The following is a 26883-nucleotide window of genomic DNA, read 5'->3' as shown; positions in this document are numbered from 1 at the left end:
GCCTCCGTGCTGAGCACCTCAGTCGCCTGACGGCGCGACCCGCCGTCAGTGACCCTAGGAGGCGGTATGGCAGGGTCCATTCAGGCACCCCTGGCGTCCTACGATGACGTCGGGCTGGAGCCGATTCAGCTGGTCGCGCCCGACGGGACGCCGACCGCCTCGCGATACCGCAGAGATCTTCCACCCGAGACACTCGCCTGGTTGTACGAGTCCATGGCCGTTACCCGGGCTCTGGACGCGGAGTTTGTCAACCTGCAGCGCCAGGGCGAATTGGCGCTGTTCGCGTCGTGTCGCGGACAGGAAGCCGCACAGGTCGGGTCGGCAGCGTGCCTACGCAAAACCGACTGGCTGTTCCCGCAGTACCGCGAGATCGGTGCATTTCTGTTGCGCGGCATCACCCCGGCGCAGATAGGCGCGGTCTGGCGGGGCCGGTGGCACGGTGGGCTCGGCTTCACCGACAAGCGCGTCGCTCCCATCGCGATTTCCATCGGCACGCACGGTTTGCATGCCGTCGGCGCGGCAATGGCCGCACAGCGCCTCGGCGAGGACTCCATCACGGTCGCGTATCTGGGTGACGGTGCCACCAGCGGGGGCGACGCCCACGAAGCGATGAATTTCGCCGCGGTGTACAAGGCGCCGTGCGTGTTCTTCGTGCAGAACAACCAGTGGGCGATCTCCGTTCCGGTCGGTCAACAGCATGCGGCGCCGTCGATCGCGCACCGGGCGATCGGCTACGGAATGCCCGGCATCCGGGTCGACGGCAACGACGTGCTGGCGTGCTACGCGGTGATGGCCGAGGCCGCAGACCGCGCCCGCGCCGGCGGCGGCCCCACGCTGATCGAAGCGGTGACCTACCGCATGGGTCCGCACACCACGTCCGATGACCCGACCCGCTACCGGTCACAAGACGAGGTCGACGCGTGGGCGGCACTGGACCCGATTTCGCGGTACCGCAACTATTTACAGAACGTCGACGCGTGGAGCGAACGGCTCGAACACCGCGTGCAGACGCGGTCTGCCCGCCTGTGCGCCGAGCTGCGCGACGCGATCATCACCACACCTGACATGGACGTCGGCGAGTTGTTCGACACCGTCTATGCGGAGATCACCCCGACGCTGCAAGCCCAGCGTGACCAGTTGGCGGCCGAGCTGGCGAAGGAGGCGGGGCAATGACACAAATCGTCGAGCGCCCAGCCGGTTTCGGGGACGACGCCCACGAACCGTCGCTGTTCACACCGGTACCCGTCGCCACGAGCCTGACCATGGTGGCGGCCATCAACCGGGCGCTGCACGACGCAATGGCCGCCGACGACCATGTGCTGGTCTTCGGTGAGGATGTCGCCAAGCTCGGCGGCGTCTTCCGCGTCACCGAGGGACTGGCCGAAACCTTCGGCGACGGGCGGTGTTTCGATACACCGCTGGCGGAGTCGGCGATCATCGGCATCGCGATCGGCTTCGCGATCCGCGGCTTTGTCCCGGTGCCCGAGATCCAGTTCGACGGGTTCTCCTACCCGGCCTTCGACCAGATGGTCAGCCACCTGGCGAAGTACCGGCTACGTACCCACGGTGAGGTCGACATGCCCGTCACGATCCGCATCCCGTCCTTCGGCGGAATCGGTGCGGTCGAACACCATTCGGAATCCACCGAAACATATTGGGCGCATACCGCCGGGCTGAAAGTCGTGGTGCCGTCGACGCCGTCGGACGCCTACTGGCTGCTGCGGCATTCGATCGCCAGCCGTGACCCGGTGGTGTTCCTGGAGCCCAAACGGCGGTACTGGCTGCGGGAAGACGTCGACATCAGCCGGCCGGGTCTGCCGATCGGCCGCGCCGCCGTGCGCCGTGTCGGCGACGACGTGACCGTGCTGACCTACGGCGGGCTGGTTCAGACCGCCTTGGCCGCAGCGGATGTCGCGTCGGAGCACTACGGCTGCAACATCGAGATCGTCGACCTACGCTCCCTGAACCCGCTGGATTTCGACACCATCGCGGCATCGGTGCGTAAGACGGGGCGCGCGGTGGTGGCGCATGAAGGAGCCCGCACGCTCGGGTTCGGCGCCGAGTTGGCGGCTCGGCTCCAGGAAGAGCTGTTCTACGACCTGGAGGCTCCGGTATTGAGGGCCACCGGATTCGACACCCCTTACCCGCCGGCGCGGCTGGAGAAATTGTGGCTGCCCGGCGTCGACCGGATCATCGATTGCGTCGAAAAGGCGATGCACGCATGACCGGGGAGGTGCGCGACTTCTTGGTACCCGACCTCGGCGAGGGTCTCGAGGACGCGACGATCACCGGCTGGAGCATCGCCGTCGGCGATGACGTCGCGCTCAACCAGACGCTGTGCAGCGTCGAGACCAATAAGGCCGAAGTCGAGATCCCGAGTCCCTATGCGGGTCGGATCGTGGAACTCGGTGGGGCAGAAGGTGAGACGCTGGCCGTCGGTGCGGTGTTGGTGCGCATCGCCACCGATGCGCCCGTTGCGACAAACGGTGCCAAGCCGACGCGAACGCCGGTGCTTGTGGGTTACGGCGCCGACGACGAGCTGGACCTCAGTCGGCGCGCACCGGCCGACGGGACCAGGCCGCGGGCCAAGCCGGCGGTGCGCAAGCTGGCCGCCGACCTGCACGTCGACCTGTCGTCGTTGATGCCAGGTTCCGGACCGGACGGAATCGTCACCCGAGAGGACGTGCTGGCAGCGGCAGGCAGCTCGGCGCCGGATTCCGGCACAGTCGATGTGCATGGTGTGCAGGCCACGATGGCACAACGGATGACATTGTCCCGAAACAAGATTCCGGATGCGCATGCCGGCGTTGTGGTCGACTGCTCGGCGCTATTGCGCGTACGCGACCGGCTTCGCGACGCCGTCGGCGACGAGGGACCGCCGATAACCCCATTTGTGTTGACGCTACGGCTGGTGACCACGGCGCTGACCCACCACCCGCTGTTCAACTCGACATGGGTGGATACCGCAGGCGGTGCGCACATCCACATTCACTCTGCCGTGCACCTCGGATTCGGTGTGGCCACACCGCGCGGGCTGCTCGTGCCCGTGGTCAAGGATGCGCAGGACAAGACGACCCGCGAGTTGGCGGCGACGGTGTCCCGTCTGGTCGACGAAGCGCGGGCGGGCACGGTGAAACCCGCTGAGCTGCAAGGTTCGACGTTCACCGTGTCGAACTTCGGCGCCCTCGGGCTGGACGAGGGCGTGCCCGTCATCAACTATCCCGAAGCCGCGATCCTGGGCATGGGCTCGTTGAAGCCGCGGCCCGTTGTCATCGATGACGCGGTGGTGGCACGCCCGACGATGACGTTGACATCCGCGTTCGATCACCGCATCGCCGACGGCGCGCAGGTGGCGTTGTTTCTTGGCGAACTGAAGCAGCTCATCGAGTCGCCGGAACTAGCGCTGCTCGACGGCTAGCTACTTGCGTTTGGCGGCCGCCAGGCGCTCGGCGAACTCCGGCGAAAGTATTGACGCCGCTTGGGGTTTGAGCTCGGTATCGACCGCGATGCGGTGCTGATCGATATCCAGGGCGCCGGGATTGGCGGTGGCCCGCATGGATGCCTTGGTGGCCAGCACGACGTCGCGGGGCGCCCCCGCCGGCCCGGCGGCCAGCTCCTTGGCGGCCGCGACGGGGTCGTCGGCGATCTCGAGGGCCAGGCCATAGCGCACCGCGGCCTCGGCGTCGAAGCGCATGCCGAACAGCAGCGACGCCCGTGCGGCCTGCACACCAACGGCGCGCTGCAGCATCCACGTCGCACCACCACCGGGATGGATACCGAGCTTCTGGAAGCGCGCATCGAACAGCGCTGCCGGGCCGGCGATGCGGACGTCGGCGGCCAGCGCGAGGTTGAGCCCCGCTCCGACCGCGGCGCCGTTGACCGCTGCGATCGTCGGCAAGAGGCAGTTGGCCACCGCGAGGAAGCCGTCGTAGATGGTGCGCAGCCCGTCCTCGGTGGCATCTCCGAGGGCGGTCAGGTCCGCGCCTGCGCAGAACGCCTTGCCTGCCCCCGTCACGATGAGGGCATGGACGTCGGTGTTGGCTTCGGCGGCGTCGACTGCCGCGCGCAGACCGGCCGAGATCTCGGCGGTGACGGCGTTGCGGCGATCGGGATCGTTGACGGTGATCAGCGCGACGCGGTTTTCGACCTCTACGAGGACACGATCGGACATCGCTTCAGGCTAGTGATCGCCTACAGGGTCGCGGTGACAGGCCCGAGGATCTGACAGTTGTCCGCGGGCAGCGTGGGAACGATGATGCCGCAGCCCCGACCACGCGATACATATGTCGCGCCCGGTTTGTACGGCCCGTTGAAATAGACCTGCGCGGTGTCGGTGCCCTGCATGCACGAGCCGCCGGGCTGGCCGGCGAGTTCCACGCACGCCACGCTCTGGTACGGGCTTGCCGCGATGCCGCAGACCGTGGACGTGACGGTGGCCGTCACCTTGCTGACACCGTCCACCTGGACGACCTGCGGCGGCGTGATCGTGAAGCCGCAGGGCGACGGTGGCCAGGGTTCGGCCTGCGCGACGCCGGCGTCGAATGTCAGCGACAGGGTCAATGCCGCCCACACAGCGACGACAAGGCGAATCATGTGTGAATCCTAGATCGCGGCGGCCCGTGAAGTCGCCAGAACTCTATTGCGGATGCGTGGCGAGATACTCGCTGACCGGAATCGGCGTATCCGAGGCGTACCCGATGGGCAGCAGCAGATCACCGGCGGTTGTCTTGAGGTAAACGTCCCACCGGTAGAACCCGGTGAACGCCGCCGGGTCCGCCGCGAGTATCGCCGCGTAATCGTTGACCGCCCGCACATAGGTCGCCGCGTGGTTGTACCGGAAGATCGCGTTATCGCGATCGGCGGCGAAATCGTTGGCGGCGAGATAGCGGCCCGCCGCCATGATGCTGTCGTGCGGAGAGTAGATGTCGCCGCCTTCGCCGTAGGCGGCGAACGTCGATGGCAGGAATTGCATGGGGCCTTGTGCGCCAGCGGAACTCGGCCCCACGACACTGCCCAGCCGCGTTTCGACCAAGTTGATCGCGGCCAGGTAGTTCCAGCCGACCCCGGACGCCGCCTCGGCGTCGCGGTAGTAGCCGAGCAGTTCATCGGCGGATGCGGGGGCCACGATGCGCCAGGCCGGGATCGTGTCCCTGACCTCCGCGAGCGCGGTGAGCTGGCGCCGCGCGTCGACGTTGAGGTCGTAGGACTGCAGCAGCTCCGGCGGGATCCGCGGACGAACGATCGCGTCCCAGTCACTGTGATAGCCGATGGCGCGGTAGGCCGCCTGCTGGCGGCGCGCCGCGGCCTGCAGCGCCGGTTCGGGCGTCGACGGGTCGCGCAGCGCGTGCTCGTCGGCGACGAGATCGTCGGCCAGCTGAGCCGGGTCCGACGCCAGGCGGGGTTGGGCGCCCTCGGGTTTGGCGTCCTCATTGTCGAGCATGGTCACGGTGGCTGGGGCCGATGCAGCCGGAGCGGGGCTCGGGGAAGCCGCAGGCGCCGACGGCGTGTCATGCGAGCAGGCGGCGACCGTGACGGCGATGCCGAGGGCTGCGACTACCCGCCAGTGATCCATCGCGACAAGAGTAAACCCCTAACCGCGGTACTGGTCGACAGCGGCGGCGTACTCGTCGAGCAACTTCAGCGATTCGTCGGTCGGAACGGTGGGCAGCAGCACCCCGACATGACCGAAGCCGAGGTCCTCGACGGCTTTCCAGTAGTCGGGCTTCACTGGTGCGCCGAACATGGCCAGCGGCACGTCGTGGTGGGCGCCGGCACGCATCTGACCGATACGTTTCTTCAGCGCTTCCACCGGACTCGGGTTCGAGATCCAGCCGGCCTTATGCCTGATCACCCGCTTGACGGTGGCGTCGGAGTCACCGCCGATGAGAATCGGCGGATGCGGTTTCTGCACGGGTTTGGGCCGCAGATATGACGGCTCGAAGTCGACGTAGCGGCCGTGGTACTCGGCGGGCTCCCGGGTCCACAGGGCCACGATGGCTTCGATGCGTTCGTCGAGAAGCGCGCCGCGAGTCTTCGGGTCGGTGCCGTGGTGGCGCAGCTCCTCGATGTTCCAGCCGGCGCCCACGCCGAACACGAACCGACCGCCCGAGATCAGGTCGATGCTGGCGGCCTCTTTTGCCGTGATGATGGGATCGCGCTGGATCAGCAGCGCGATGCCGGTGACGAGTTCGATCGTCGAGGTCACCGCAGCGGCGGCGGCGAGCGTGACGAACGGGTCGAGGGTTCGGTAGTAGTGCGGCGGCAGTTCGCCCCCCATGGGGTAGGGCGTTTGGCGGCTCGCCGGAATGTGCGTGTGCTCCGCGATCATCAGCGAGTCGAAGCCCCGTTCCTCGATTGCGCGTGCCAGCGTCACCGTGTCGATGGTGTCGTCGTTGACGAAGGTCGAGATGCCGAACTTCACTGTCGCCTCCAGGTTGTCGGTTCCTGCGACGTTCCGACGCCCGCGATGCCGTGGGTATTCCCATCGTCTGTCGAAGCGATGGGAGACTGGGCCGGTGGGGGATCGTGATCGCGACGAGTCGGGCAGGGCGCGCAACCTTCGACCCCGCGATGCGCTGGGGCGGCCGTTGCCGCACGGCAGTGCCGGGGTCAGCCGGATCCCCGACGATCTGATGCTCTCGGCCGCGGATTCGCTGCGCTACGCCCAGGAGCTTCTGGACGAGGGGTTGGCGTTCAATGCGCACGAGGTGTTGGAGGCGGCGTGGAAGAACGCGCCGCATGCCGAACGCGCGATGTGGCAAGCGTTGGCCCAGTTGGCAGTTGGCATCACCCACATCCAGCGCGGCAACAGCGCCGGCGCGCAATCGGTGCTGCGGAGGGCCGCCGACGGACTGATTAGCAGCCGCGAGAACAGCGCACACGGTGTCGACGTCGATGTCCTGGTCGTCCATGCCGAAACGCTGATCGCCGATCTGGTTCGCGGCGCGGACATTTCGCCGCAGCGGTTGCGGCCGCGGCTACACACGTCCCGCCCGTGATTGGCGCTCGCCGCGCTGCGACACTAGTTTTCTCGGGGTGATGTCCTCAGCTGCCGGTGCAGTCGCGCGATGGTGTGTCCCCTTCTTGACGGTTGCGGCCATTGCCGCCCTGGTTACGACCTCGGATGTTTCCAGCCCTGAGGTTCGCCTCGTCGACGAGGCCAATCCGCTGGCCGGACGCCCCCTCTACGTAGATCCCAACTCGGCGGCCATGCGCGCCGCGCGCAGTGCTGATCCACCGAGCCCCCAACTCGACGCGATCGCCAACACCCCGCAGGCCTGGTGGATCGACCAGGCGTTTTCTCCGTCCGCAGTCGCCGGTCGTGTGGCCGGGTATGCGGGCGCCGCGCAGGCGGCGGGAGCCATGCCGGTGTTCGCGCTGTATGCCATTCCGCATCGGGACTGCGGCAGCTATGCGGCGGGCGGATTCTCGTCGGGCGCCGAGTACAAGGCGTGGATCGACGGCGTCGCTAGCGGGCTGGGCTCCTCACCGGCGACGATCATCCTCGAGCCGGATGCGCTCGCGATGGCCGACTGCCTGTCGGCGGAGCAGCGCCAGGAGCGCTTCGATCTGATCAACTACGCGGTCGACGCGCTGACCCGCGACCCCGCCGCGGCCGTCTACATCGACGGCGGGCACTCGCGCTGGGTCGGCGCCGAGGACATGGCCGGGCGGCTCAACCAGGCCGGTATCGCCAAGGCCAGCGGTTTCAGCCTCAACACGTCGAATTTCTTCACCACAGAAGAGGAAATCGGTTACGGGGACACGATTTCTGGCCTCACCAACGGCGCGCATTACGTTATCGACACGTCCCGCAACGGCGCCGGTCCGGCCGACGATCCGCTGTACTGGTGCAATCCCAGCGGGCGCGCACTCGGTGCCGCGCCCACAACGGAGACGGCGAGCCCGAACGTCGACGCCTACCTCTGGGTCAAGCGTCCCGGCGATTCCGACGGTTCCTGCGGACGCGGAGAACCGGGGCCGGGCAACTTCATGAAACAGGCCGCGATCGAGCTGGCCCGCAACGCGGGGCGGTAGTCGGCGCTACCGCTGCGGCGGAGCCGGCGGCGGCCGATGGTGAACGGGGGCGGGCGCCCTGAACGGCCTCGTCGGCGCTGACGCCCATGCCGGCGCCGCGGGAGCGCGGAACCGAGTGGTGGGCGCGGTGGACAGCGTGGACATCGCCCCGAGCTTGAGGGGCCGTGGCCCGTCGCCGGTCTCGATGCGCTCCGCAAGCACCCCGCGGGCGACGCGCTCGAACGCGCCCTGCACCCGCATCCGGTCGGGCCGGGTCTCGAACTCGGGTTGTTCGGCGAGCGTATCGGCGATCCACTTCGAGATGACGCCGCGCGCGTGGTTGATCTCCGTCGCTCCTCTCGGTGTGAGCGTGAACAGATCGCCCGTTCGGGTGGCGTACCCGGTGGACACCAGGCGGTCGAAGGTGGGCTCGAGTACTTGGCGTGGGACGGAGCGGCCTTCGGCGATGTCGTCGAGGTTCGCCGTGCCCGTGACCGAGATATGTCGGTACACCAGCATCAGCGCCCACAGCCGGGCGGGATCGAGGTGGCTGGGTGTCGCCTGGGCGAGCGCGTCGAGATCGACGCCGCGGGTGCGTTGGAGCAGCCGGCCGACGGAGATCTCCAGCAGCTGCTCGGGCGACTGGTTGGTGGGCATGCCGAAGCCCTCACCGAGATCCATGCTGCCGCTAGCGGCTGCGTCGCGCAGCGGGACCTGCTTGAGGAACAGCGCGAGGACGAATCCGACGACGGCGAACGGAACCGCGCAGACGAACACTCGGCTCAGTGAGTCGGCGTAGGCGTCGATGATCGGTGCTGCGACCTCGGCGGGTAACCGGTGTAGTGCTTGGGGCGACGTGGCCGCTTCGGCAGGGGCCCGGCTGATCGTCATCGCGGCGGGCAGCCGGTCACTGAGAAAGTTGGTGAACAGCGAACCGAAGATCGCCGCCCCGAACGAACTGCCGATGGTGCGGAAGAACGTCACTCCGGAGGTGGCCACGCCCAGATCCTCGAAGTCCACGGTGTTCTGCACGACCAGCACGAGGACCTGCATGCTCAGACCGATTCCGGCGCCCAGTACTACCAGATACAGCGACTGCAGCAGGGTCGAGGTGTGGGAGCCCATCGTCGACAGCAGCAGAAAGCCGAGCGCCATCACGGCGGTGCCGGCGATCGGGAAGATCTTGTACCGGCCGGTGCGGCCGACGATCACACCGCTGCTCAGCGAGGTCGTCAGCAGCCCGAGCACCATCGGCAGCGTGCGCAGCCCCGACGCCGTTGCGGATACGCCGTCGACGAACTGCATATAGGTCGGCAGGAAGGTGAGCGCGCCGAGCATCGCGAAACCGACGACGAAGGACAGCACCGAACAGACGGCAAACACGGGGTTGGCGAACAGCCGGATGGGCAGGATCGGCTCAGCGGCGCGCCGCTCGACCATGACGAAGGCCGCCAACGCGGCCACCGACGCGACGAACAGCCCGATGATTAGCGGCGAGCCCCATGCATACGTGCTTCCGCCCCAGCTGGTGGCCAGCGTTAGACCCGCCGCGCCGAGCCCGACCAGGACGATGCCGCCGTAGTCGAGGACGGCCCGCGCGGTCCGTCCGAGTTCGGGGATGGCGGCGGCGGCGATGATGACGACCACGATGGCCACCGGCACGTTGATCCAGAACGCCCACCGCCAGCTCAGGTGGTCGGTGAAGAAGCCGCCGAGCAACGGGCCGATGACGGTGGTGACGCCGAACACCGCTCCGAGGGCGCCTTGGTAGCGGCCGCGTTCGCGGATAGGGATCACCTGCCCGATGACTGCGACTGCGGTCACGGTGATGGCTCCGCCGCCCATGCCTTGCAGGGCCCGCGATGCGACCAGCATGCCCATCGATTGGGACAGGCCGCAGAGCACAGAACCGGCCAGGAACAACAGGATGGCGACCTGGAATATCGCCTTGCGGCCAAAGGTGTCGCCGAGCTTGCCGACGATCACCGTCACGATCGTTGACGCCAGCAGATAACTGGTCACCACCCACGCCTGATGCCCTGCACCGCCGAGGTCAGCCACGACCGTTGGCAGCGCGGTCGCGACGATCGTCTGATCGAGGGCGGCAAGCAACATGCCCAGCACCACCGCAAGGAAGATGATGTTGCGCCGTTGTGGATCGACGTATGGCGGCTCAGCGTCCCGTGGTGGCTGCGCGACTGCCGCGCCATTGGGCCGTGTCACCGAAATCTGCGTCCTGTCCTGTAGGGGAAGTCGATCGTGGGCGTACCCGCGCGAGCGCTCGACGACACCGCGACCTATCGGATCGGCAGTCCGGTTACAGCCCGGGCGATCACCAGCCGCTGAATCTCGCTGGTGCCTTCGAAGATGGTGAAGATCTTCGCATCGCGGTGCATGCGCTCGACCGGGTAGTCGCGGGTGTAGCCGTTGCCGCCGAGAATCTGGATGGCCTCGTCGGTGACGTAAACCGCGGTTTCGCTGGCGACGAGTTTGGCCATCGAGCCCTCGGCCGCATCGAAGGCTTTGTTGTTGCGGGCCATCCATCCCGCCCGCCACACCAGCATGCGCGCTGCGTCGATCCGGCTCTTCATATCGGCGAGTTTGAATGCGACCGCCTGGAATTCGCCGATGCGGCGACCGAATTGTTCACGCTGACAGGCATAGTCGAGCGCGTACTCGTAGGCGGCGCGGGCGACACCGACGGCCATCGCACCGACCGTGGGCCGCGTCCGCTCGAAGGTCTTCATCGCGGCCTGCCCGCGCGTGGATGAGCCCGACTTGGCGCGGGCGATGCGCTGTTCGAATTTTTCCCGGCCGCCCAGAATCATGTCTTCGGGCAGGCGGACGTTCTCGAGTACCACTTCGGCGGTGTGCGAGGCGCGGATGCCGTGCTTTTTGAACTTCTGCCCTTGGGACAAGCCCGGGGTGTCAGCCGGGATGATGAACGTCGCCTGGCCACGTGAGCCGAGATCGGGGTACACCGATGCGACGACGACGTGCACGTTGGCGATGCCGCCATTGGTCGCCCACGTCTTCGTGCCGTTGAGGACCCATTCACCGGCGGCCTCGTCGTAGCGTGCCCGGGTGCGGATCGCGCCGACGTCGGATCCCGCGTCGGGCTCGGACGAGCAGAAGGCGCCCAGCTTCGGGTCAGCCGGCGTCCCGAACATCTCGGGAAGCCATTGACCGACCTGTTCGGGAGTTCCATTACCCGCCAACGCTGCCGCAGCGAGCCCGGTGCCCAAGATGGACAGTGCGATGCCGGCATCGCCCCAGAACAGCTCTTCGAACACAGTCAGCATGCCGAGCCCACTCGGTTCGGCGGCTTGTTGGGCGAACAGTTCCGGGGAGTAGAGGCCGACCTTGGCGGCTTCTTGGATGACGGGCCACGGCGTTTCCTCGCGTTCATCCCACTCCGCGGCGGCCGGGCGGACCACCTCGGCGGCGAACTGATGGACCCAGTCGCGTATCTCGATCACGTCGTCGCTTGGTTGCAGTGAGAAAGTCACGTCCGCTCCTTAGAGATGGTGAACGGCGCCTCCGGCAGGACTCGAACCTGCGACCGACCGCTTAGAAGGCGGTTGCTCTATCCGCTGAGCTACGGAGGCAGCGCGCGCGGAGAGTCTATCTTGCGGGCATAAAAGGTCCTCCGCGGCGAGTTGTGGCGGGCTAGCGTGGGTACTGCATGTGCGAATACGGGTGGGAGGAGCAGTGTCTATGGCGGGGTGGGCGCAGCCATGATTGATGTGCCTGAATCGGACTACAACGGACTGCCGGAAGAACTCAGCCCCGTCGACCAGATCCTGCATCGCGGCGAAGCGAACCCCCGCACCCGCTCGGGAATCATGACCGTCGAGGTCCTCGACACCACACCCGACTGGCAACGGCTGCGGACCCGCTTCGAGCACGCGTCACGCAAGGTGGTGCGGTTGCGTCAGAAGGTCGTCATGCCGACGCTGCCGACGGCGCCCGCTCGCTGGGTCATCGATCCGGATTTCAACCTCGACTTCCACGTCCGCCGCGTCCGCGCCGCAGAACCGGGCACCCTTCGAGAGGTGCTCGATCTCGCCGAGGTCGCGCTGCAGTCGCCGCTCGACATCTCGCGGCCGCTGTGGACCGCCACGCTCGTCGAGGGGCTGGCCGGTGGCCGGGCCGCCTTGATGATGCACTTCAGTCACGCCATCACCGACGGCGTCGGCGGCGTCGAGATGTTTGCCAACCTCTACGACCTCGAACGCGATCCCGAGCCCGAACCCGCACCACCCCTGCCGATCCCACAGGACCTGTCGCCGAACGACCTTATGCGCGAAGGATTCAACCGGCTTCCCGGCGCAATCGTCGGTGGGGTGGGAAAGGCGCTCGTCGGTGCCGCACAGGCCGTGGGCAGCGTGATCCGCTCACCGGTCTCATCGCTCGGCGGCGCCGTGGAATACGCGATCTCTGGGACCCGTGTCGTCACACCGGCGGCCGAACCGTCTCCGGTGCTGCGGCGCCGGAGCCTGTCGTCGCGCAGCGACGCCGTCGACATCGAGTTCGGTGACCTGCACCGGGCAGCCAAAGCCGCTGGTGGTTCGATCAACGACGCCTACCTGGCGGGACTGTGCGCTGCGTTGCGGCTTTACCACGAACACATGGGCGTACCCATCGACACCCTGCCGATGGCAATACCGGTCAACATGCGTTCAGACAACGACCCCGCGGGCGGAAACCGTTTCACCGGAGTCAATCTCGCCGCACCGATCGGCGTCGTCGACCCGGTGCGGCGGATCCAGAGCATCCGCTCCCAGATGACGCGTAAGCGGGAAGAACGCGCCGCCAACATGGTCGGCGTGATCGCACCGTTTATCAGCCTGCTGCCCGACACCGTGTTGGAGGGAATGGCCGGATCGATCGTGAACTCCGATGTGCAGGCCAGCAACGTGCCCGTCTACGCTGGCGATACCTTCATCGCGGGCGCGAAAATCCTGCGGCAGTACGGGCTTGGGCCGTTGCCCGGTATCGCGATGATGGTCGTGCTGATCTCGCGGGCCGGCTACATCACGGTGACCGCCCGTTACGATCGCGCCGCGGTCACGGACGGCGACTTCTTTGCCCGCTGCCTGCAGGCAGGGTTCGACGAAGTACTGGCTCTCGGCGGTGAAGTCCGTTCCGTCCCAGCCTCATTCACGGTTGACGAGGATGCACCACCACCGCCCTCACCGAACGGAAGCAGCGTTCGATGACCGCCGCCGACGGCCAGGCACCACGACGGGCCAACCCGCGGACATTGCGGCTGCCCGGATCGGTTGCCGAAATCCAGGCCAGCCCGGCGGGTCCTCACATCGGCGCGTTCTTCGACCTCGACGGCACCCTCGTCGCCGGGTTTACCGGTGTCATCATGACCCGAGATCGGTTGCGGCGCGGCCAGATGGGCGTCGGTGAGTTCATCGGTATGGTGCAGGCCGGGCTGAACCACCAGCTCGGCCGGTCGGAGTTTGAGGACCTCATCGGTAAGGGCGCCCGGATGTTGCGGGGCAGTTCGCTGGGCGACATCGACGAACTCGCCGAGCGGCTGTTCATGCAGAAGGTGATTGGCCGGATCTACCCCGAGATGCGCGATCTGGTGCGCGCGCACATGGAGCGCGGCCACACCGTCGTGCTCAGTTCGTCGGCGTTGACGGTTCAGGTGGAGCCCGTCGCGCGCTTCTTAGGCATCAAGAACGTGTTGAGCAACAAGTTCGAGACCGACGACAACGGCCTGATCACCGGTGAGGTGAAGCGGCCGATCATCTGGGGTCCGGGCAAGGCCAGGGCGGTGCAGAAGTTCGCCGCCGAACGCGATGTCGACCTGTCGAAGAGCTACTTCTACGCCGACGGCGACGAGGACGTCGCGCTGATGTATCTCGTCGGCAATCCGCGGCCCACCAACCCGGCGGGCAAGCTCGCCGCCGTGGCGGCCAAAAGGGGCTGGCCCGTATTGCGATTCAGCAGCCGCAGCGGCAGCAACCCGGTGTCGCAGCTGCGCACCGCGGCGGGCGTGGCATCCATGGTTCCCATCGCGGCGGGCGCGGTCGGGTTGGGTCTGCTGACGCGTAACAGGAGAACCGGAGTCAACTTCTTCACGTCGGCGTTCGGCCGCGCCCTGCTGACCGCCACCGGCGTCAACATCAACCTGCTGGGCAAGGAGAACCTGACCAAGAAACGGCCCGCGGTGTTCATCTTCAACCACCGCAACCAGGTGGACCCGGTCATCGCGGGCCGGCTTGTGGAGACCAACTTCACCTCCGTCGGCAAGAAGGAACTGGAGAACGACCCGATCGTCGGCACGCTGGGCAAGGTGATGGACGCCGCGTTCATCGATCGTGACAACCCGAAGGCCGCGATTGAGGGTCTCAAGAAGGTGGAATCGCTTGCCAAGAAGGGCATTTCGATCCTCATCGCGCCCGAGGGCACCCGCCTCGACACCACCGAGGTCGGTCCCTTCAAGAAGGGGCCCTTCCGTATCGCAATGTCCGCCGGAATCCCGATCGTGCCCATCGTCATCCGCAACGCCGAGGTCATCTCGGCGCGCGACTCCACGACCTTCAATCCCGGCACCGTCGACGTGCTGGTCTATCCACCGATCCCCACTGACGACTGGACCGTCGACAACCTGGCGGACAAAATCGAAGACGTGCGTCAGCTGTATCTCGACACGCTGAAAAGCTGGCCGTACGAATCAGTTCCGAAGATCGGGCCGTACGCGCGGGGCCGAAGTGCCAAGAAAGCACCTGCCAAGAAGGCCGAAAAGGCTGCGACGGCAAAGAAAACGGCCGCAAAGAAAACGACTGCGGTGAAGGCAACGGCGAAGAAGACGGCGGCCAAAAAGACACCCGCCAAGAAGACGCCGGCCAAAAAAGCCGCCGCCAAGAAGGGACGGCCGTGACCGTCGACCCGATGGCCTCGTTCACTCCCGACGGGGACGCGTTGGTGCTGGCCTCGGTGTCATCACCCGCCGAGCGGGAGATGTTGAGCGACTGGCTGCAAGAGCAACGACGTGAGCACCCCGAGTCGAAGGTGTCCGTGCTCGAGATACCGGCGGGCGACCCGCCGCCGAGCGTGCTGGCGCAACTGGTGCAGGAACTCGAGGCCGACGAAGACCGCACAGTGGTTCCGGTGCGGGTCTTCTGGGTGCCCGGTGGCCTGCCGACGCGGTCCAAGGTCGTCGCCCTGATTTCCGGTCGCGACACCTACCGGCCGCCGGAAGTCCTGCAACGCCGCATTCTCAAGAGAGACCCGTCACGCGCACGGGTGGTGGCGGGCGAGGCCGCCAAGGTCTCCGAGCTTCGCAAGCAGTGGAACGACAATACCGTTGCCGAAAATCCGCGTGAGCTGGCGCATTTCGTGCTGCGCCGGGCACGTCTGGCCATCGAGCGGGTCGAGCTGCGCCTCCTCGGGCCCGAATACAAATCTCCCCAGCTGATCAAGCCGGAGATCCTGGCGTCGTCGCGGTTCCGCAAGGGACTCGAAAAGATACCCGGCGCCACGCTGGAAGCAGCGGGAGAAATGCTCGACGAGCTGAGCACCGGTTGGAGCCGCTTCTCCGTCGACCTCATCCCGTCCCTGGGACGCGCGATCTTCAGCCGCGGGTTCGACCCCAACATCGACTACGACCGCGCTGAGATCGAGAACATGCGCCACGCCTTGGAGACTCATCCGGCGGTGCTGCTGTTCTCGCACAGGTCGTATCTCGACGGCGTCATCGTGCCGGTTGCCATGCAGGAGAACAGGTTACCGCCCGTCCACACCTTCGCGGGCGTCAACTTGTCGTTCGGGTTCATGGGGCCGTTGATGCGTCGCTCCGGCGTCATCTTCATCCGGCGTAAGCTCGACGACCCGCTGTACAAGTACGTGCTTCGGCAGTTCGTCGGCTACATCGTCGAAAAGCGGTTCAACCTCAGCTGGTCGATCGAGGGCACCCGCTCGCGGACCGGAAAGATGTTGCCGCCCAAGCTTGGTCTGATGAGCTATGTCGCCGATGCCTACCTCGAGGGGCGCAGCGACGACATCCTGTTGCAGCCAGTGTCAATCAGCTTCGATCAGCTGCACGAGACCGCCGAATACGCCGCCTACGCCCGCGGTGGGGAGAAGACGCCAGAGGGGCTGTCGTGGCTTTACAATTACATCAAGGCCCAGGGCGAACGCAGTTACGGCAAGATTTATGTCCGCTTTCCCGAAGCGGTGTCGATGCGCGACTATCTGGGCGAGCCCGGCGGTCCGATATCCCGCGATGATGACGCCAAACGCCTTGCTATGCAGAAGATGGCGATCGAAGTATCGTGGCGCATCCTGCGCGCCACACCCGTGAACGCGACTGGCTTGGTGTCGGCGTTGCTGCTGACCACTCGCGGCATCGCGTTGACGCTGGACCAGCTGCATCACACTCTGCAGGACTCGCTCGATTACCTGGAGCGCAAGCGAAATCCGGTGACCAACAGCGTGTTGCGGTTGCGGACCGCCGATGGAGTGCGCGCTGCTTTGGACGCGCTGTCCAACGGCCATCCGGTGACATGCGTCGAGGGTGGCCGCGAGCCGGTCTGGCGGATTGCGCCGGAGCAGGAGCATGAGGCGGCCTTCTACCGCAACACGATCATCGACGCGTTTCTGGAGACAGCGATCGTCGAGATGGCGCTGGTGTACTCCGCGCGCGCCGACGGAAATCGGTTGAAAGCGTTCTGGGATCAGGCGTTGCGGCTGCGGGATCTGTTGAAGTTCGACTTCTACTTCGCGGACTCGACGGCGTTTCGAGAGCACCTGGCCGAGGAGATGGCCTGGAACGACAACTGGGAGGACTGCGTCGCCGCCGGTGGCGAGAAGGTCTTCGCCTTGCTGCGGGCCAAGCGACCGTTGATCGCCCAGGCCGTGCTGCGCCCCTACTTCGAGGCATACGAGATCGTTGCCGATGTGTTGTGCGGCGAGCCAGCCGAAATCGACGAGAAGGAGCTCACGAAGAAGGCGCTGGGCCTCGGCAACCAGTACGTCGCGCAGAACCGCGTCCGCACCACCGAGTCGGCCTCGGCACTGCTGTTCGCGACTGCGCGCCAGGTTTTAGCCGACCAGCACCTGCTGGAGCCGGCCGCCGACCTCTACGAGCGCCGAACCGCCTTCCGCGATGAGCTGCGCGCCGTCTTGCGTGATCTCGACACCGTCGAGCAGCTCGCCCGCGAACAGTTCTACGCCCGCGAGGCCGAGCGTCGCGCCCTGCGCGAGGCAGCGGAGTAGCCAGCCATACGCTGGGTGCATGACGGTCACGTCGGCCCGGAGAGTGCGCGCGGTGTGGCCCGTGCTCGTCGGCGTCGCGCTGCTGAGCGGGGTCACGGCAGCGAGCCTGGCCGCGTTGACGCTGGCCGACGCGCTGACCGCGACGGGCCTGCCCGATCCGGGTCCGGTTACCACGTACGGGCTGCCGTTCGTGCGGGCGGCGGGGGAGATCGCCGCGGTTGTCGCGGCGGGATCGTTCATGTTCGCCGCGTTCATGGTGCCGCCGCAGCGCAGCGGCGTGCTGGACGTCGACGGCTACCGAGCGCTGCGGCTGGGCACCGTCGCGTCGGCCGTATGGACGGTGGCCGCGGTGCTGCTGGTGCCGCTGACCGTCTCTGACGTCACGGGTCAGCCGCTGGCGTCTCGGCTGCGTCCGTCGGATATCTGGTCGGTCGCTAGCCTGGTCGAGACCGCGGGGGCGTGGCGATGGACGGCGCTGCTGGCGGCGATCGTCACCGTCGCGAGCATCCCGGTGCTGCGCTGGTCGCCGGTGCCGCTGCTGTTCGCGGGCGCCTTGATCACACTGCTTCCGCTGGGGCTGACCGGACACTCCTCGACGGGCGGCTCGCACGACCTGGCCACCAACAGCCTGCTGATCCACTTGATCGCCGGCGCGGTGTGGGCCGGCGGCCTGCTGGCGCTGCTGGTGCATGCGCTGCGGGGCGGCGGGCACGCCGACCTTGCGGCGCGCCGATTCTCGGCCATTGCCGTGTGGTGCTTTGTGGCGATGGCGCTCAGCGGCGTGGTCAACGCGCTGGTACGGATGCGACCCGCCGAGTTGTTCGACGGTGGATACGGTCTGTTGGTCGTCGCCAAGGCCGTCGCGCTGTGCACGCTCGGCGCCATCGGGTGGCGTCAGCGGCGCAGCGGCGTCGCGGCGCTGCAGGCCGACTCGCAGGCCCGTGCCGCCCTGATTCGGCTGGCGATCGTCGAGGCCGTCGTCTTCGGCCTGACCTTCGGCGTCGCGGTGGCGTTGAGCCGCACCCCACCGCCGCCACCGCCGATCTTCAATCCCTCGATCCCGGCGATCGAGATCGGCTATGACTTCGCGGGGCCGCCGACGGTGGCGCGGGTGCTGTTGGACTGGCGCTTCGACCTGATTTTCGGGACCGCGGCGATCGTCTTGGCGCTGGTCTATCTGGCGGGGGTGCGACGGCTGCGACGGCGCGGCGACGCCTGGGCGACCGGACGGATCGTGGCGTGGCTGCTCGGCTGCGTGGTGTTGTTGTTCACCACGTCATCGGGTGTGGGCCGGTATATGCCTGCGATGTTCAGCATGCACATGGCCGCGCACATGCTGCTGTCGATGCTGACGCCGATCCTGCTGGTCCTCGGTGCGCCCGTGACGTTGGCGTTGCGGGCACTGCCGACGGCGGGGACGACGGAGCCGCCGGGTCCGCGCGAATGGCTTCTGGCGGCGCTGCATTCGCGTGTGTCGCGGTTCTTCACCAACCCGATCGTCGCGACGGTCATCTTCGTCGCCGGGTTCTACGGCCTGTATTTCGGCGGGATTTTCGACGCGGCGGTTGACAGCCATGCTGCACATGTCGCGATGAACCTGCATTTTCTGCTGAGCGGATACCTGTTCTATTGGGTGGTCATCGGCGTCGACCCCACGCCGCGGCCGATTCCGCCGCTGGGCAAGGTGGGCATGGTGTTCGCCTCGCTGCCGCTGCACGCGTTCTTCGGTGTGGTGCTGATGAGCACCAACAGCGTGCTGGGGGAGAGCTTCTACAAGTCTCTTCAATTGTATTGGCACACAGACCTTCTCGGCGATCAGAAGTTGGGCGGTGGAATCGCGTGGTCGGCCGGTGAAGTTCCGCTGGTCGTGGTGATGATCGCGTTGCTGGTGCAGTGGACGCGCAGTGACCGGCGCACGGCTAAACGGCTGGACCGGGCCGCCGACCGCGACGACGACGCCGAACTGGCCGCCTACAACGCGATGCTGGCCGAGCTGGCCAAGAGGGACGCTCGCTGAGTCTGCTTCGTCGCGAAACGGAATTCCTGCACTAAAAGTGCGAGTAGGGGCGTGCGGGAATTCCGTTTCGGCGATCAAGGCCTGATGCCCATCCACAGTCGGCGCTTCATCCACAGGTACTTGTCGACTGCCGGCCACATCGCAGCCGTTTGTCGGCGCCGAGCGGATGAATGGCCCGTGTAGGGCGAAAGCCACAGCACATCGAAAGGACAAGTCATGTTCGAGACACCGATCACCGTCGTCGGCAACATCATCACCGACCCGATCCTGCGCCGGGTCGGCGACCAGTCGGTCTACAAATTCCGGGTGGCCAGCAATTCACGCCGCCGCAGCGCCGATGGCACGTGGGAGCCCGGCAATTCCTTGTACGTCTCGGTCAACTGCTGGGGAAAGCTGGTCACCGGTGTCGGGGCTTCGCTTGTGAAGGGTGATCCCGTCATCGTGGTGGGATACGTGCACACCAGCGAGTACGACGACCGGGACGGGAACCGGCGTTCGTCGTTGGAACTGCGGGCCACGGCGGTCGGGCCCGACCTGTCGCGCTGCACCACCCGAATCGAGCGACAGAAGTCGGCTGGGAGCAGTGCCGATACCGCCGACAAGGACGACGACTCCGCAGATGACGACGAATCGGCTGAGTCCGACGAGACTGTCGCCGGGAGGGTGCTGCCCGTGTCGGCGTGAACAGCGCCGGCGCTGACGGCGAGGTCGGGGCGGCCAGCGTCCGCGCATAGGATGGTCCGCGAGCACCGAGACCAGAGAGGCGCGACAACTTCCATGGCCGATTTCATCTACACGATGCGGAAGGTCCGCAAGGCGCACGGCGACAAGGTCATCCTTGACGACGTCACCTTGAACTTCCTTCCCGGCGCGAAGATCGGCGTGGTCGGTCCGAACGGCGCGGGTAAGTCCAGCGTTCTGAAGATCATGGCCGGCCTCGACCAGCCCAACAACGGCGACGCGTTCCTGCAGCCGGGCGCCACCGTCGGCATCCTGCAGCAGGAGCCGCCGCTGAACGAGGAGAAGACCGTCCGCGGCAACGTCGAGGAGGGCCTGGGCGAGATCAAGGTCAAGCTCGACCGCTTCAACGAGGTGGCCGAGCTGATGGCCACCGACTACTCCGACGAGCTGATGGAGGAGATGGGCAAGCTGCAGGAGGAGTTGGATCACGCCGACGCATGGGACCTCGACTCGCAGCTCGAGCAGGCGATGGACGCGTTGCGCTGCCCACCGCCCGATGAGCCGGTCACCCACCTGTCCGGTGGCGAACGGCGCCGCGTCGCGCTGTGCAAGCTGCTGCTGTCCAAGCCCGACCTGCTGCTGCTCGACGAGCCGACCAACCACCTCGATGCCGAGAGCGTGCAGTGGCTCGAGCAGCACCTCGCCGACTACAACGGCGCCATCCTCGCCGTCACGCACGACCGGTACTTCCTGGACAACGTCGCCGAGTGGATCCTCGAACTCGACCGCGGCCGGGCCTACCCGTACGAGGGCAACTACTCCACGTATCTGGAGAAGAAGGCCGAGCGGGTCGCGGTGCAGGGCCGCAAAGACGCCAAGCTGCAGAAGCGCCTGCAGGAAGAGTTGGCGTGGGTGCGTTCGGGCGCCAAGGCCCGGCAGGCCAAGAGTAAGGCCCGGCTGCAGCGCTACGAGGAGATGGCGGCCGAAGCGGAGAAGACCCGCAAGCTGGATTTCGAGGAGATCCAGATCCCGACGGGCCCGCGGCTGGGCAGCGTCGTCGTGGAGGTCGAGCACTTGGACAAGGGCTTCGACGGCAGGCCGCTGATCAAGGATCTGTCGTTCACGCTGCCCCGCAACGGCATCGTCGGCGTCATCGGTCCCAACGGCGTCGGCAAGACCACGCTGTTCAAGACCATCGTCGGGCTCGAGCAGCCCGACAGCGGCACCGTCAAGATCGGCGAGACCGTCAAGCTCAGCTACGTCGACCAGAGCCGGTCGGGCATCGACCCGAAAAAGACAGTGTGGGAGGTGGTCTCCGATGGGCTCGACTACATCGAAGTCGGCCAGAACGAGATCCCGTCGCGCGCGTATGTGTCGGCGTTCGGCTTCAAGGGTCCCGATCAGCAGAAGCCGGCGGGTGTGCTGTCCGGCGGTGAACGCAACAGGCTCAACCTCGCGCTCACGCTGAAAGAGGGCGGCAACCTGATCTTGCTCGACGAGCCGACCAACGACCTCGACGTCGAGACGCTGAGCTCGCTGGAGAACGCTCTGGAGAAGTTCCCCGGCTGCGCAGTGGTCATCTCCCACGACCGCTGGTTCCTGGACCGCACCTGCACCCACATCCTGGCCTGGGAAGGCGACAGCGATAACGAGGCCAAATGGTTCTGGTTCGAGGGCAACTTCGCGGCCTACGAAGAGAACAAAGTGGAACGACTTGGTATCGAAGCTGCACGACCGCACAGGGTGACCCACCGCAGGCTCACACGCGACTAGTGTCGCCACTGGCGCAGCGGTGAGTCAGGAGCGAGCGGCATGACGGTCAATCCGGGGCCGGGGGCAATCGACGGCCCGACCCAACTCACGGTCGCGCCCGCGACGCTGGACAAACTCGCCCGGGCCTACATCGCCACCTACCACGGTCCGCACGGCGACGCGCCCGTCGCCGACGCCGTGACCGGCCCCATCGACATGTCGGCCGCGGGGAAGCTGATGTCGCCGAATCTGCTGGCCGCGCACTACCGGCTGGGGAGGCGGCGCCAACCCGGTCAGACGCTCGCAGAGGTATACGCCGACAACGAGGCCGGCTTCGGGTCGGCCATGCAGATCGTCACCGACTACGCCCCCATGCTGATGGATTCCGTGACGGTCCTGCTGCACCGGCTCGGCGTTGCGTACAAGGCGATCATGAACCCGATCCTGCGGGTACGGCGCGGCGCGAACGGCGAGCTGCTCGACATCCAGCCTGCCTCGGAGTCACCCAACTTCCGCGACGCCGTCGACGAGGCGTGGATCCACATCGAACTGAGCTCGTCCGCCGACCCTAAGGCACTCACCGAGGTCAAGCAGCTGCTGCCCAGCGTGCTCGCCGACGCGCGTCAGGTCTCGCTCGACTCACGCGCGCTGACCGGCACCCTGCTGGGCCTGGCCAATGAGATCGACAACGATCCGGAGGGACGGTTTCCCGGCGCCGACCGCAAGGACGTCGCCGCGTTGTTGCGCTGGCTCGCCGACGGACATTTCGTGCTGCTGGGGTATCAGCGGTGCCCGGTGCAGGACGGGCACGCCACGGTCGACCCCGGTAGTCGGCTCGGCGTCCTTCGGTTCAGGGAGGACGTCCTTCCCCAGCTCACCGACGGCGACGACCTGCTGGTGCTGGCGCAGGCCACCATTCCCAGCTTCCTGCGCTACGGCGCATACCCCTACATCGTCGTCGTGCGGGAGCATCCCGGGCATCAGGCCGTCGAACACCGCTTCGTCGGGCTGTTCACCGTCGCCGCCATGAACGCCAATGTGATGGACATACCGCTCATCTCGCGACGGGTGAGCGACGCGATCACCATGGCCCAACGCGACCCCAGCCACCCGGCCCAACTGCTGCTCGACATCATCCAGACCATTCCCCGCTCGGAGCTGTTCACGCTCAGCTCGCGCGAGCTGCTGGACTTGGCGATGGCCGTGGTCGACCTGGGCTCGCGGCGACGCACCTTGTTGTTCCTGCGCGCCGATCAGCTGGCTCACTTCGTCTCCTGCCTGGTCTACCTGCCGCGAGATCGCTACACCACTGTCGTCCGGCTGGAGATGCAGGACATCTTGGTGCGCGAGCTCGGCGGCGAAAGTATCGAATACACCGCTCGGGTCAGCGAATCACCATGGGCAGTAGTGCATTTCACCGTTCGTCTGCCCAAGGGGTCACACCCGCGCGACGTCGACGTATCGGTGCGGAACCAGACGCGTATTCAGGACCTGCTGACCGAGGCGGCGCGTACCTGGGGTGACCGGCTGCTCGGCGCAGTGAGATCCGGATCGATCGACCAGGCCATGGCCGAGCACTATGCGACGGCGTTCCCCGAGGTCTACAAGCAAGCCGTCGCGCCCGACGCCGCGATCAACGACATCGCGATAATCGAAGAGCTGCAAGACAATTCGGTGAAGCTGCTGTTCTCCGAAGGGGAGGACGGCGGCGGCTCTGCGCAGCTCACCTGGTATCTCGGCGGGCGGTCAGCGTCCCTAAGCCATCTGCTGCCGATGCTGCAATCCATGGGCGTCGTCGTGCTCGAAGAACGGCCGTTCACCGTGCGCCGACCTGACGGGCTGCCGGTGTGGATCTATCAGTTCAAGATCTCGGTGCTCAGCGACATCCCCGAGGAGTCCGACAGGCACGAGCGGAATGCCACCGCAGTACGTTTCGCCGACGCGGTGACCGCGATCTGGCACGGCTACGCCGAGATCGACCGGTTCAACGAACTGGTCCTGCGCGCGCGGCTGACCTGGCAGCAGGTCGTGATCCTGCGCACCTACGCGAAATATCTTCGGCAGGCCGGCTTTCCGTACAGCCAGGCCCATATCGAGAACGTCCTCAACGGCAACCCCCACACCTCGCGGGCGCTGGTGGAGTTGTTCGAGGCGATGTTCGACCCGACCGCTGATTCCGACCGCAAGGCCGCCCAGGCGGCCGCGGCATCGGTCTCGGCCGACATCGACGCGCTGACAAGCCTGGATACCGACCGCGTGCTGCGGGCCTTCGCGTCGATGATTCAGGCCACCTTGCGCACCAACTACTTCGTGCGCCGCGATGACTCGGCCCGTGCACAGAACGTGCTGTCGGTGAAGCTGAACTCACAACTGATCGACGAGCTCCCGCTGCCCCGGCCGATGTTCGAGATCTTCGTCTACTCACCCCGCGTTGAGGGTGTGCATCTTCGGTTCGGCTTCGTCGCCCGTGGCGGCCTGCGATGGTCGGATCGCAAGGAGGACTTCCGCACCGAGATCCTCGGCCTGGTCAAGGCGCAGGCGGTCAAGAACGCGGTCATCGTGCCCGTCGGCGCCAAGGGCGGTTTCGTCGTCAAGCAACCCCCGTCGTCAACCGGCGATGCGGCCGCCGACCGTGACTCGCAACGCAACGAGGGCATCGCCTGCTACAAGCTGTTCATCTCGGGCCTGCTCGACATCACCGACAACGTCGACCGGACCACCGGAAATGTCGTCACCCCAAGGGATGTGGTGCGCCGCGACGGCGACGACGCCTACCTCGTGGTGGCTGCCGACAAGGGCACGGCGACCTTCTCCGACATCGCCAACGAGGTCGCCAAGTCCTACGGGTTCTGGCTCGGTGACGCGTTCGCCTCCGGCGGCTCGGTCGGTTACGACCACAAGGCGATGGGTATCACCGCCAAGGGGGCATGGGAAAGCGTAAAACGCCATTTCCGCGAGATGGGCCACGACACCCAATCCGAGGACTTCACCGTCGTCGGCATCGGCGACATGAGCGGCGACGTGTTCGGCAACGGAATGCTGTTGTCCCAACATATTCGGCTTGTCGCGGCATTCGACCACCGCCACGTGTTCCTTGACCCGGACCCCGATGCGGCCAGGTCGTGGGAGGAACGCAAGCGTCTGTTCGAACTTCCGCGTTCCAGTTGGGAAGACTACGACAGATCGCTGATCGGCGAGGGTGGCGGCGTCTACAGCCGTGAACACAAGTCGATTCCGATCAGCCCGCAGGTCCGCGCGGCTCTCGGCATCAACGATGATGTGGAGGAACTGCCGCCACCCGACTTGCTGCGCTGCATCCTCAAGGCGCCGGTCGACCTGTTGTGGAACGGCGGCATCGGCACCTACGTCAAGGCCGAGACGGAATCCAACTCCGACGTCGGTGACCGGGCCAATGACATTATCCGGGTGAATGGAAACCAGGTGCGCGCCAAGGTGATCGGCGAAGGCGGCAATCTCGGTGTCACATCGCTGGGCCGGATCGAGTTCGACCTCACCGGCGGTCGGATCAACACCGACGCGCTGGACAACTCCGCCGGCGTGGACTGCTCCGACCACGAGGTCAACATCAAGATCTTGATCGACACCCTGGTTAGCAACGGGAAGGTGCCCGCAGACGACCGGACGAATCTGCTGCTGTCGATGACCGACGAAGTCTGCGAGTTGGTTCTCGGCGACAACAAGGACCAGAACGACTTGATGGGCACCAGCCGCGCGAACACCGCGAGCATGCTGCCCGTACACGCCCGCCAGATCAAGGACCTCGAAGCCGAGCGGGCGATGAACCGCGAGCTCGAGGCGCTGCCGTCGGACAAGGAGATCCGCCGCCGCACCGATGCCGGAATCGGTTTGACCTCACCGGAACTCGCCACGCTCATGGCACACGTGAAGCTCCACCTCAAGGATCAGATCCTGGACAGCGACCTGCCCGACCAGGAAGTGTTCGCCGCACGGCTGCCGCGCTACTTCCCGACCCAATTGCGGGACAAGTTTGGGGCCGAGATCCGCTCGCACCAGCTGCGTCGCGAGATCGTCACCACGATGCTGGTCAACGACATCGTCGATACCGCAGGCATCTCGTATGTGTACCGGGTGATGGAGGACGTCGGCGTCGGCCCGGTCGACGCGGTGCGGTCCTACGTCGCCACCGACGCTATCTTCCGGATCGAGGAAGTGTGGCGAGGGGTCCGCGCCACCGGCGCGGCCGTCAACATCACGGACCGCCTGACGCTGGACCTTCGCCGGCTGATCGACCGCGCCGGCCGCTGGCTGCTCAACTACCGCCCGCAGCCACTGGCCGTCGGCGCCGAAATCAACCGGTTCGCCAAGAAAGTGGCCGAGCTGACGCCGCGCATGCGGGAGTGGCTTCGTGGGGACGATAGGGCGATCGTCGAGAAGGAGGTCGAGCATTTCTCGTCGCACGGTGTGCCAGAGGGTCTTGCCTACACCGTGGCGTCGGGCCTGTATCAGTACAGCTTGCTCGACATTATCGACATCGCCGACATCGTCGACCGTGATCCGGCGGAGGTGGCCGACACCTACTTCGCGTTGATGGACTTCCTCGGCACCGACGGTCTGCTGACGGCCGTGTCGGAACTACCGCGCGATGATCGCTGGCATTCGTTGGCGCGGTTGGCGATTCGCGATGACATCTACGGGTCGTTGCGGTCGCTGTGCTTTGATGTGCTTGCCGTCGGCGAGCCAGAGGAGAGCGGCGAGGAGAAGATCGAGGAATGGTCGCTCACCAACGGCTCGCGTGTGCAGCGGGCGCGGCGAACGTTGAACGAGATCTACGAGTCCGGTGAGCGTGACCTCGCAACCCTTTCGGTGGCGGCGCGTCAAATCCGCAGCATGACACGAACGAGTGGAACGGGGAGTTCTGGGTGAGTGGGTTTACTGCGCCGGTGCATGTGCGCTGGTCGGACATCGACATGTACCAGCACATCAATCACGCCACCATGGTCACCATTCTCGAAGAGGCGCGAATCCCGTTCCTGCGTGAGCCTTTCGAAGACGTCATCGATGAGACCGGGCTGCTCATCCACGAGGTCAAGATCCTCTACAAGGGCCAGCTGCGGTTGAGGGATTCGCCACTGCAGGTGACCATGTGGTCGAAGCGGGTGCGCGCCGTCGACTTCACGATCGGGTATGAGGTGCGG

At 66.3% G+C, this 26883-nt stretch carries 19 protein-coding genes and 1 tRNA gene; 13 read left to right on the top strand and 7 right to left on the bottom strand.

Annotation, left to right across the window (positions count from 1 at the left end; genetic code table 11):
- Window positions 1-66: 66 nt before the first annotated feature.
- Genes pdhA through A5651_RS24355 form a run of 3 tightly spaced genes read left to right on the top strand, consistent with a single transcriptional unit; the run spans window position 67 to window position 3418 of the window.
- Window positions 67-1173, top strand: a complete 1107-nt coding sequence (gene pdhA / locus A5651_RS24365; RefSeq protein ID WP_066987370.1) for a pyruvate dehydrogenase (acetyl-transferring) E1 component subunit alpha — start codon at window positions 67-69, stop codon at window positions 1171-1173.
- Complete coding sequence (locus A5651_RS24360) at window positions 1170-2225, top strand: alpha-ketoacid dehydrogenase subunit beta (protein WP_066987367.1); 1056 nt, start codon at window positions 1170-1172, stop codon at window positions 2223-2225. The genes pdhA and A5651_RS24360 overlap by 4 nt, the downstream gene beginning before the upstream one ends.
- Entirely contained in the window at window positions 2222-3418 is a 1197-nt protein-coding gene (locus tag A5651_RS24355; RefSeq protein WP_066987364.1) for a dihydrolipoamide acetyltransferase family protein, read from the top strand. Before A5651_RS24360 ends, A5651_RS24355 begins: the two co-directional genes overlap by 4 nt.
- Here the strand turns inward: A5651_RS24355 and A5651_RS24350 are convergent, their stop codons facing one another.
- From A5651_RS24350 to A5651_RS24335, 4 genes are read right to left on the bottom strand one after another with little or no spacing between them, the layout of a single operon-like run.
- Window positions 3419-4171 carry an enoyl-CoA hydratase gene (locus tag A5651_RS24350; RefSeq protein WP_066987361.1) on the bottom strand — a complete coding sequence of 251 codons (753 nt, stop codon included), beginning with the start codon at window positions 4169-4171 and terminating at the stop codon, window positions 3419-3421.
- Between the two features lie 20 nt (window positions 4172-4191).
- On the bottom strand, window positions 4192-4593 hold the full coding sequence (locus A5651_RS24345) for a hypothetical protein (protein WP_066987358.1): 402 nt from the start codon (window positions 4591-4593) through the stop codon (window positions 4192-4194).
- A gap of 43 nt (window positions 4594-4636) precedes the next feature.
- Window positions 4637-5572, bottom strand: coding sequence for a transglycosylase SLT domain-containing protein (locus A5651_RS24340; RefSeq protein ID WP_066987355.1), 936 nt, complete (start codon window positions 5570-5572; stop codon window positions 4637-4639).
- Between the two features lie 18 nt (window positions 5573-5590).
- Window positions 5591-6421, bottom strand: a complete 831-nt coding sequence (locus A5651_RS24335) for an LLM class F420-dependent oxidoreductase (protein WP_066987352.1) — start codon at window positions 6419-6421, stop codon at window positions 5591-5593.
- A 94-nt stretch (window positions 6422-6515) separates the two neighbouring features.
- Here A5651_RS24335 and A5651_RS24330 point away from each other — a divergent pair, with 94 nt between their 5' ends.
- A complete protein-coding gene (locus tag A5651_RS24330) occupies window positions 6516-6998 on the top strand; it encodes a DUF309 domain-containing protein (RefSeq protein WP_066987349.1) in 483 nt (160 codons plus the stop codon).
- A gap of 40 nt (window positions 6999-7038) precedes the next feature.
- The gene (locus tag A5651_RS24325) at window positions 7039-8037 is read left to right on the top strand and encodes a glycoside hydrolase family 6 protein (RefSeq protein WP_082943960.1); all 999 of its coding nucleotides are present in this window, start codon (window positions 7039-7041) and stop codon (window positions 8035-8037) included.
- A gap of 6 nt (window positions 8038-8043) precedes the next feature.
- Here A5651_RS24325 and A5651_RS24320 read toward each other — a convergent pair whose 3' ends face one another.
- The 3 genes from A5651_RS24320 to A5651_RS24310 form a co-directional block, all read right to left on the bottom strand.
- Window positions 8044-10239: an MDR family MFS transporter gene (locus A5651_RS24320; protein WP_066987343.1), complete on the bottom strand. Its 2196-nt coding sequence runs from the start codon at window positions 10237-10239 to the stop codon at window positions 8044-8046.
- Window positions 10240-10313: 74 nt separating this feature from the next.
- On the bottom strand, window positions 10314-11525 hold the full coding sequence (locus A5651_RS24315; RefSeq protein WP_066987340.1) for an acyl-CoA dehydrogenase family protein: 1212 nt from the start codon (window positions 11523-11525) through the stop codon (window positions 10314-10316).
- A gap of 26 nt (window positions 11526-11551) precedes the next feature.
- Window positions 11552-11624 (bottom strand) — tRNA-Arg (locus tag A5651_RS24310).
- A 129-nt stretch (window positions 11625-11753) separates the two neighbouring features.
- Between A5651_RS24310 and A5651_RS24305 the strand changes: the two genes are divergently transcribed.
- The 8 genes from A5651_RS24305 to A5651_RS24270 form a co-directional block, all read left to right on the top strand.
- On the top strand, window positions 11754-13238 hold the full coding sequence (locus tag A5651_RS24305) for a wax ester/triacylglycerol synthase family O-acyltransferase (RefSeq protein WP_066987539.1): 1485 nt from the start codon (window positions 11754-11756) through the stop codon (window positions 13236-13238).
- Window positions 13235-14920, top strand: a complete 1686-nt coding sequence (locus A5651_RS24300; protein ID WP_066987337.1) for an HAD-IB family hydrolase/lysophospholipid acyltransferase family protein — start codon at window positions 13235-13237, stop codon at window positions 14918-14920. The genes A5651_RS24305 and A5651_RS24300 overlap by 4 nt, the downstream gene beginning before the upstream one ends.
- A gap of 11 nt (window positions 14921-14931) precedes the next feature.
- Window positions 14932-17256: a glycerol-3-phosphate 1-O-acyltransferase gene (locus A5651_RS24295; protein WP_066987542.1), complete on the top strand. Its 2325-nt coding sequence runs from the start codon at window positions 14932-14934 to the stop codon at window positions 17254-17256.
- Between the two features lie 19 nt (window positions 17257-17275).
- Window positions 17276-19273: a cytochrome c oxidase assembly protein gene (locus A5651_RS24290; RefSeq protein ID WP_066987333.1), complete on the top strand. Its 1998-nt coding sequence runs from the start codon at window positions 17276-17278 to the stop codon at window positions 19271-19273.
- 216 nt (window positions 19274-19489) lie between these two features.
- Window positions 19490-19957, top strand: coding sequence for a single-stranded DNA-binding protein (gene ssb, locus A5651_RS24285; RefSeq protein WP_066987330.1), 468 nt, complete (start codon window positions 19490-19492; stop codon window positions 19955-19957).
- Window positions 19958-20050: 93 nt separating this feature from the next.
- Window positions 20051-21727: an energy-dependent translational throttle protein EttA gene (ettA, locus tag A5651_RS24280; protein ID WP_066987325.1), complete on the top strand. Its 1677-nt coding sequence runs from the start codon at window positions 20051-20053 to the stop codon at window positions 21725-21727.
- 39 nt (window positions 21728-21766) lie between these two features.
- Window positions 21767-26611 carry an NAD-glutamate dehydrogenase gene (locus tag A5651_RS24275; protein ID WP_066987322.1) on the top strand — a complete coding sequence of 1615 codons (4845 nt, stop codon included), beginning with the start codon at window positions 21767-21769 and terminating at the stop codon, window positions 26609-26611.
- A gap of 44 nt (window positions 26612-26655) precedes the next feature.
- Window positions 26656-26883: acyl-CoA thioesterase (locus A5651_RS24270; RefSeq protein ID WP_369804001.1), on the top strand; the 228-nt coding region annotated here is incomplete at its 3' end.

Source organism: Mycobacterium sp. 1274761.0 (assembly GCF_001668615.1).
GTDB lineage: Bacteria > Actinomycetota > Actinomycetes > Mycobacteriales > Mycobacteriaceae > Mycobacterium.
The sequence above is the reverse complement of the archived record's forward strand: the minus strand, read 5'-3'. Positions and strand labels throughout refer to the sequence as shown.

What these genes read in the sequence shown, in the direction of transcription:
- A5651_RS24305 (WP_066987539.1), top strand. Translation starts at nt 11,754, where the DNA reads ATGATTGATGTGCCTGAATCGGACTACAACGGACTGCCGGAAGAACTC.
- A5651_RS24350 (WP_066987361.1), bottom strand. Translation starts at nt 4,171, where the DNA reads ATGTCCGATCGTGTCCTCGTAGAGGTCGAAAACCGCGTCGCGCTGATC.
- A5651_RS24345 (WP_066987358.1), bottom strand. Translation starts at nt 4,593, where the DNA reads ATGATTCGCCTTGTCGTCGCTGTGTGGGCGGCATTGACCCTGTCGCTG.
- A5651_RS24275 (WP_066987322.1), top strand. Translation starts at nt 21,767, where the DNA reads ATGACGGTCAATCCGGGGCCGGGGGCAATCGACGGCCCGACCCAACTC.
- A5651_RS24325 (WP_082943960.1), top strand. Translation starts at nt 7,039, where the DNA reads ATGTCCTCAGCTGCCGGTGCAGTCGCGCGATGGTGTGTCCCCTTCTTG.
- A5651_RS24290 (WP_066987333.1), top strand. Translation starts at nt 17,276, where the DNA reads ATGACGGTCACGTCGGCCCGGAGAGTGCGCGCGGTGTGGCCCGTGCTC.
- A5651_RS24300 (WP_066987337.1), top strand. Translation starts at nt 13,235, where the DNA reads ATGACCGCCGCCGACGGCCAGGCACCACGACGGGCCAACCCGCGGACA.
- ssb (WP_066987330.1), top strand. Translation starts at nt 19,490, where the DNA reads ATGTTCGAGACACCGATCACCGTCGTCGGCAACATCATCACCGACCCG.
- A5651_RS24295 (WP_066987542.1), top strand. Translation starts at nt 14,932, where the DNA reads ATGGCCTCGTTCACTCCCGACGGGGACGCGTTGGTGCTGGCCTCGGTG.
- A5651_RS24340 (WP_066987355.1), bottom strand. Translation starts at nt 5,572, where the DNA reads ATGGATCACTGGCGGGTAGTCGCAGCCCTCGGCATCGCCGTCACGGTC.
- A5651_RS24355 (WP_066987364.1), top strand. Translation starts at nt 2,222, where the DNA reads ATGACCGGGGAGGTGCGCGACTTCTTGGTACCCGACCTCGGCGAGGGT.
- pdhA (WP_066987370.1), top strand. Translation starts at nt 67, where the DNA reads ATGGCAGGGTCCATTCAGGCACCCCTGGCGTCCTACGATGACGTCGGG.
- A5651_RS24360 (WP_066987367.1), top strand. Translation starts at nt 1,170, where the DNA reads ATGACACAAATCGTCGAGCGCCCAGCCGGTTTCGGGGACGACGCCCAC.
- ettA (WP_066987325.1), top strand. Translation starts at nt 20,051, where the DNA reads ATGGCCGATTTCATCTACACGATGCGGAAGGTCCGCAAGGCGCACGGC.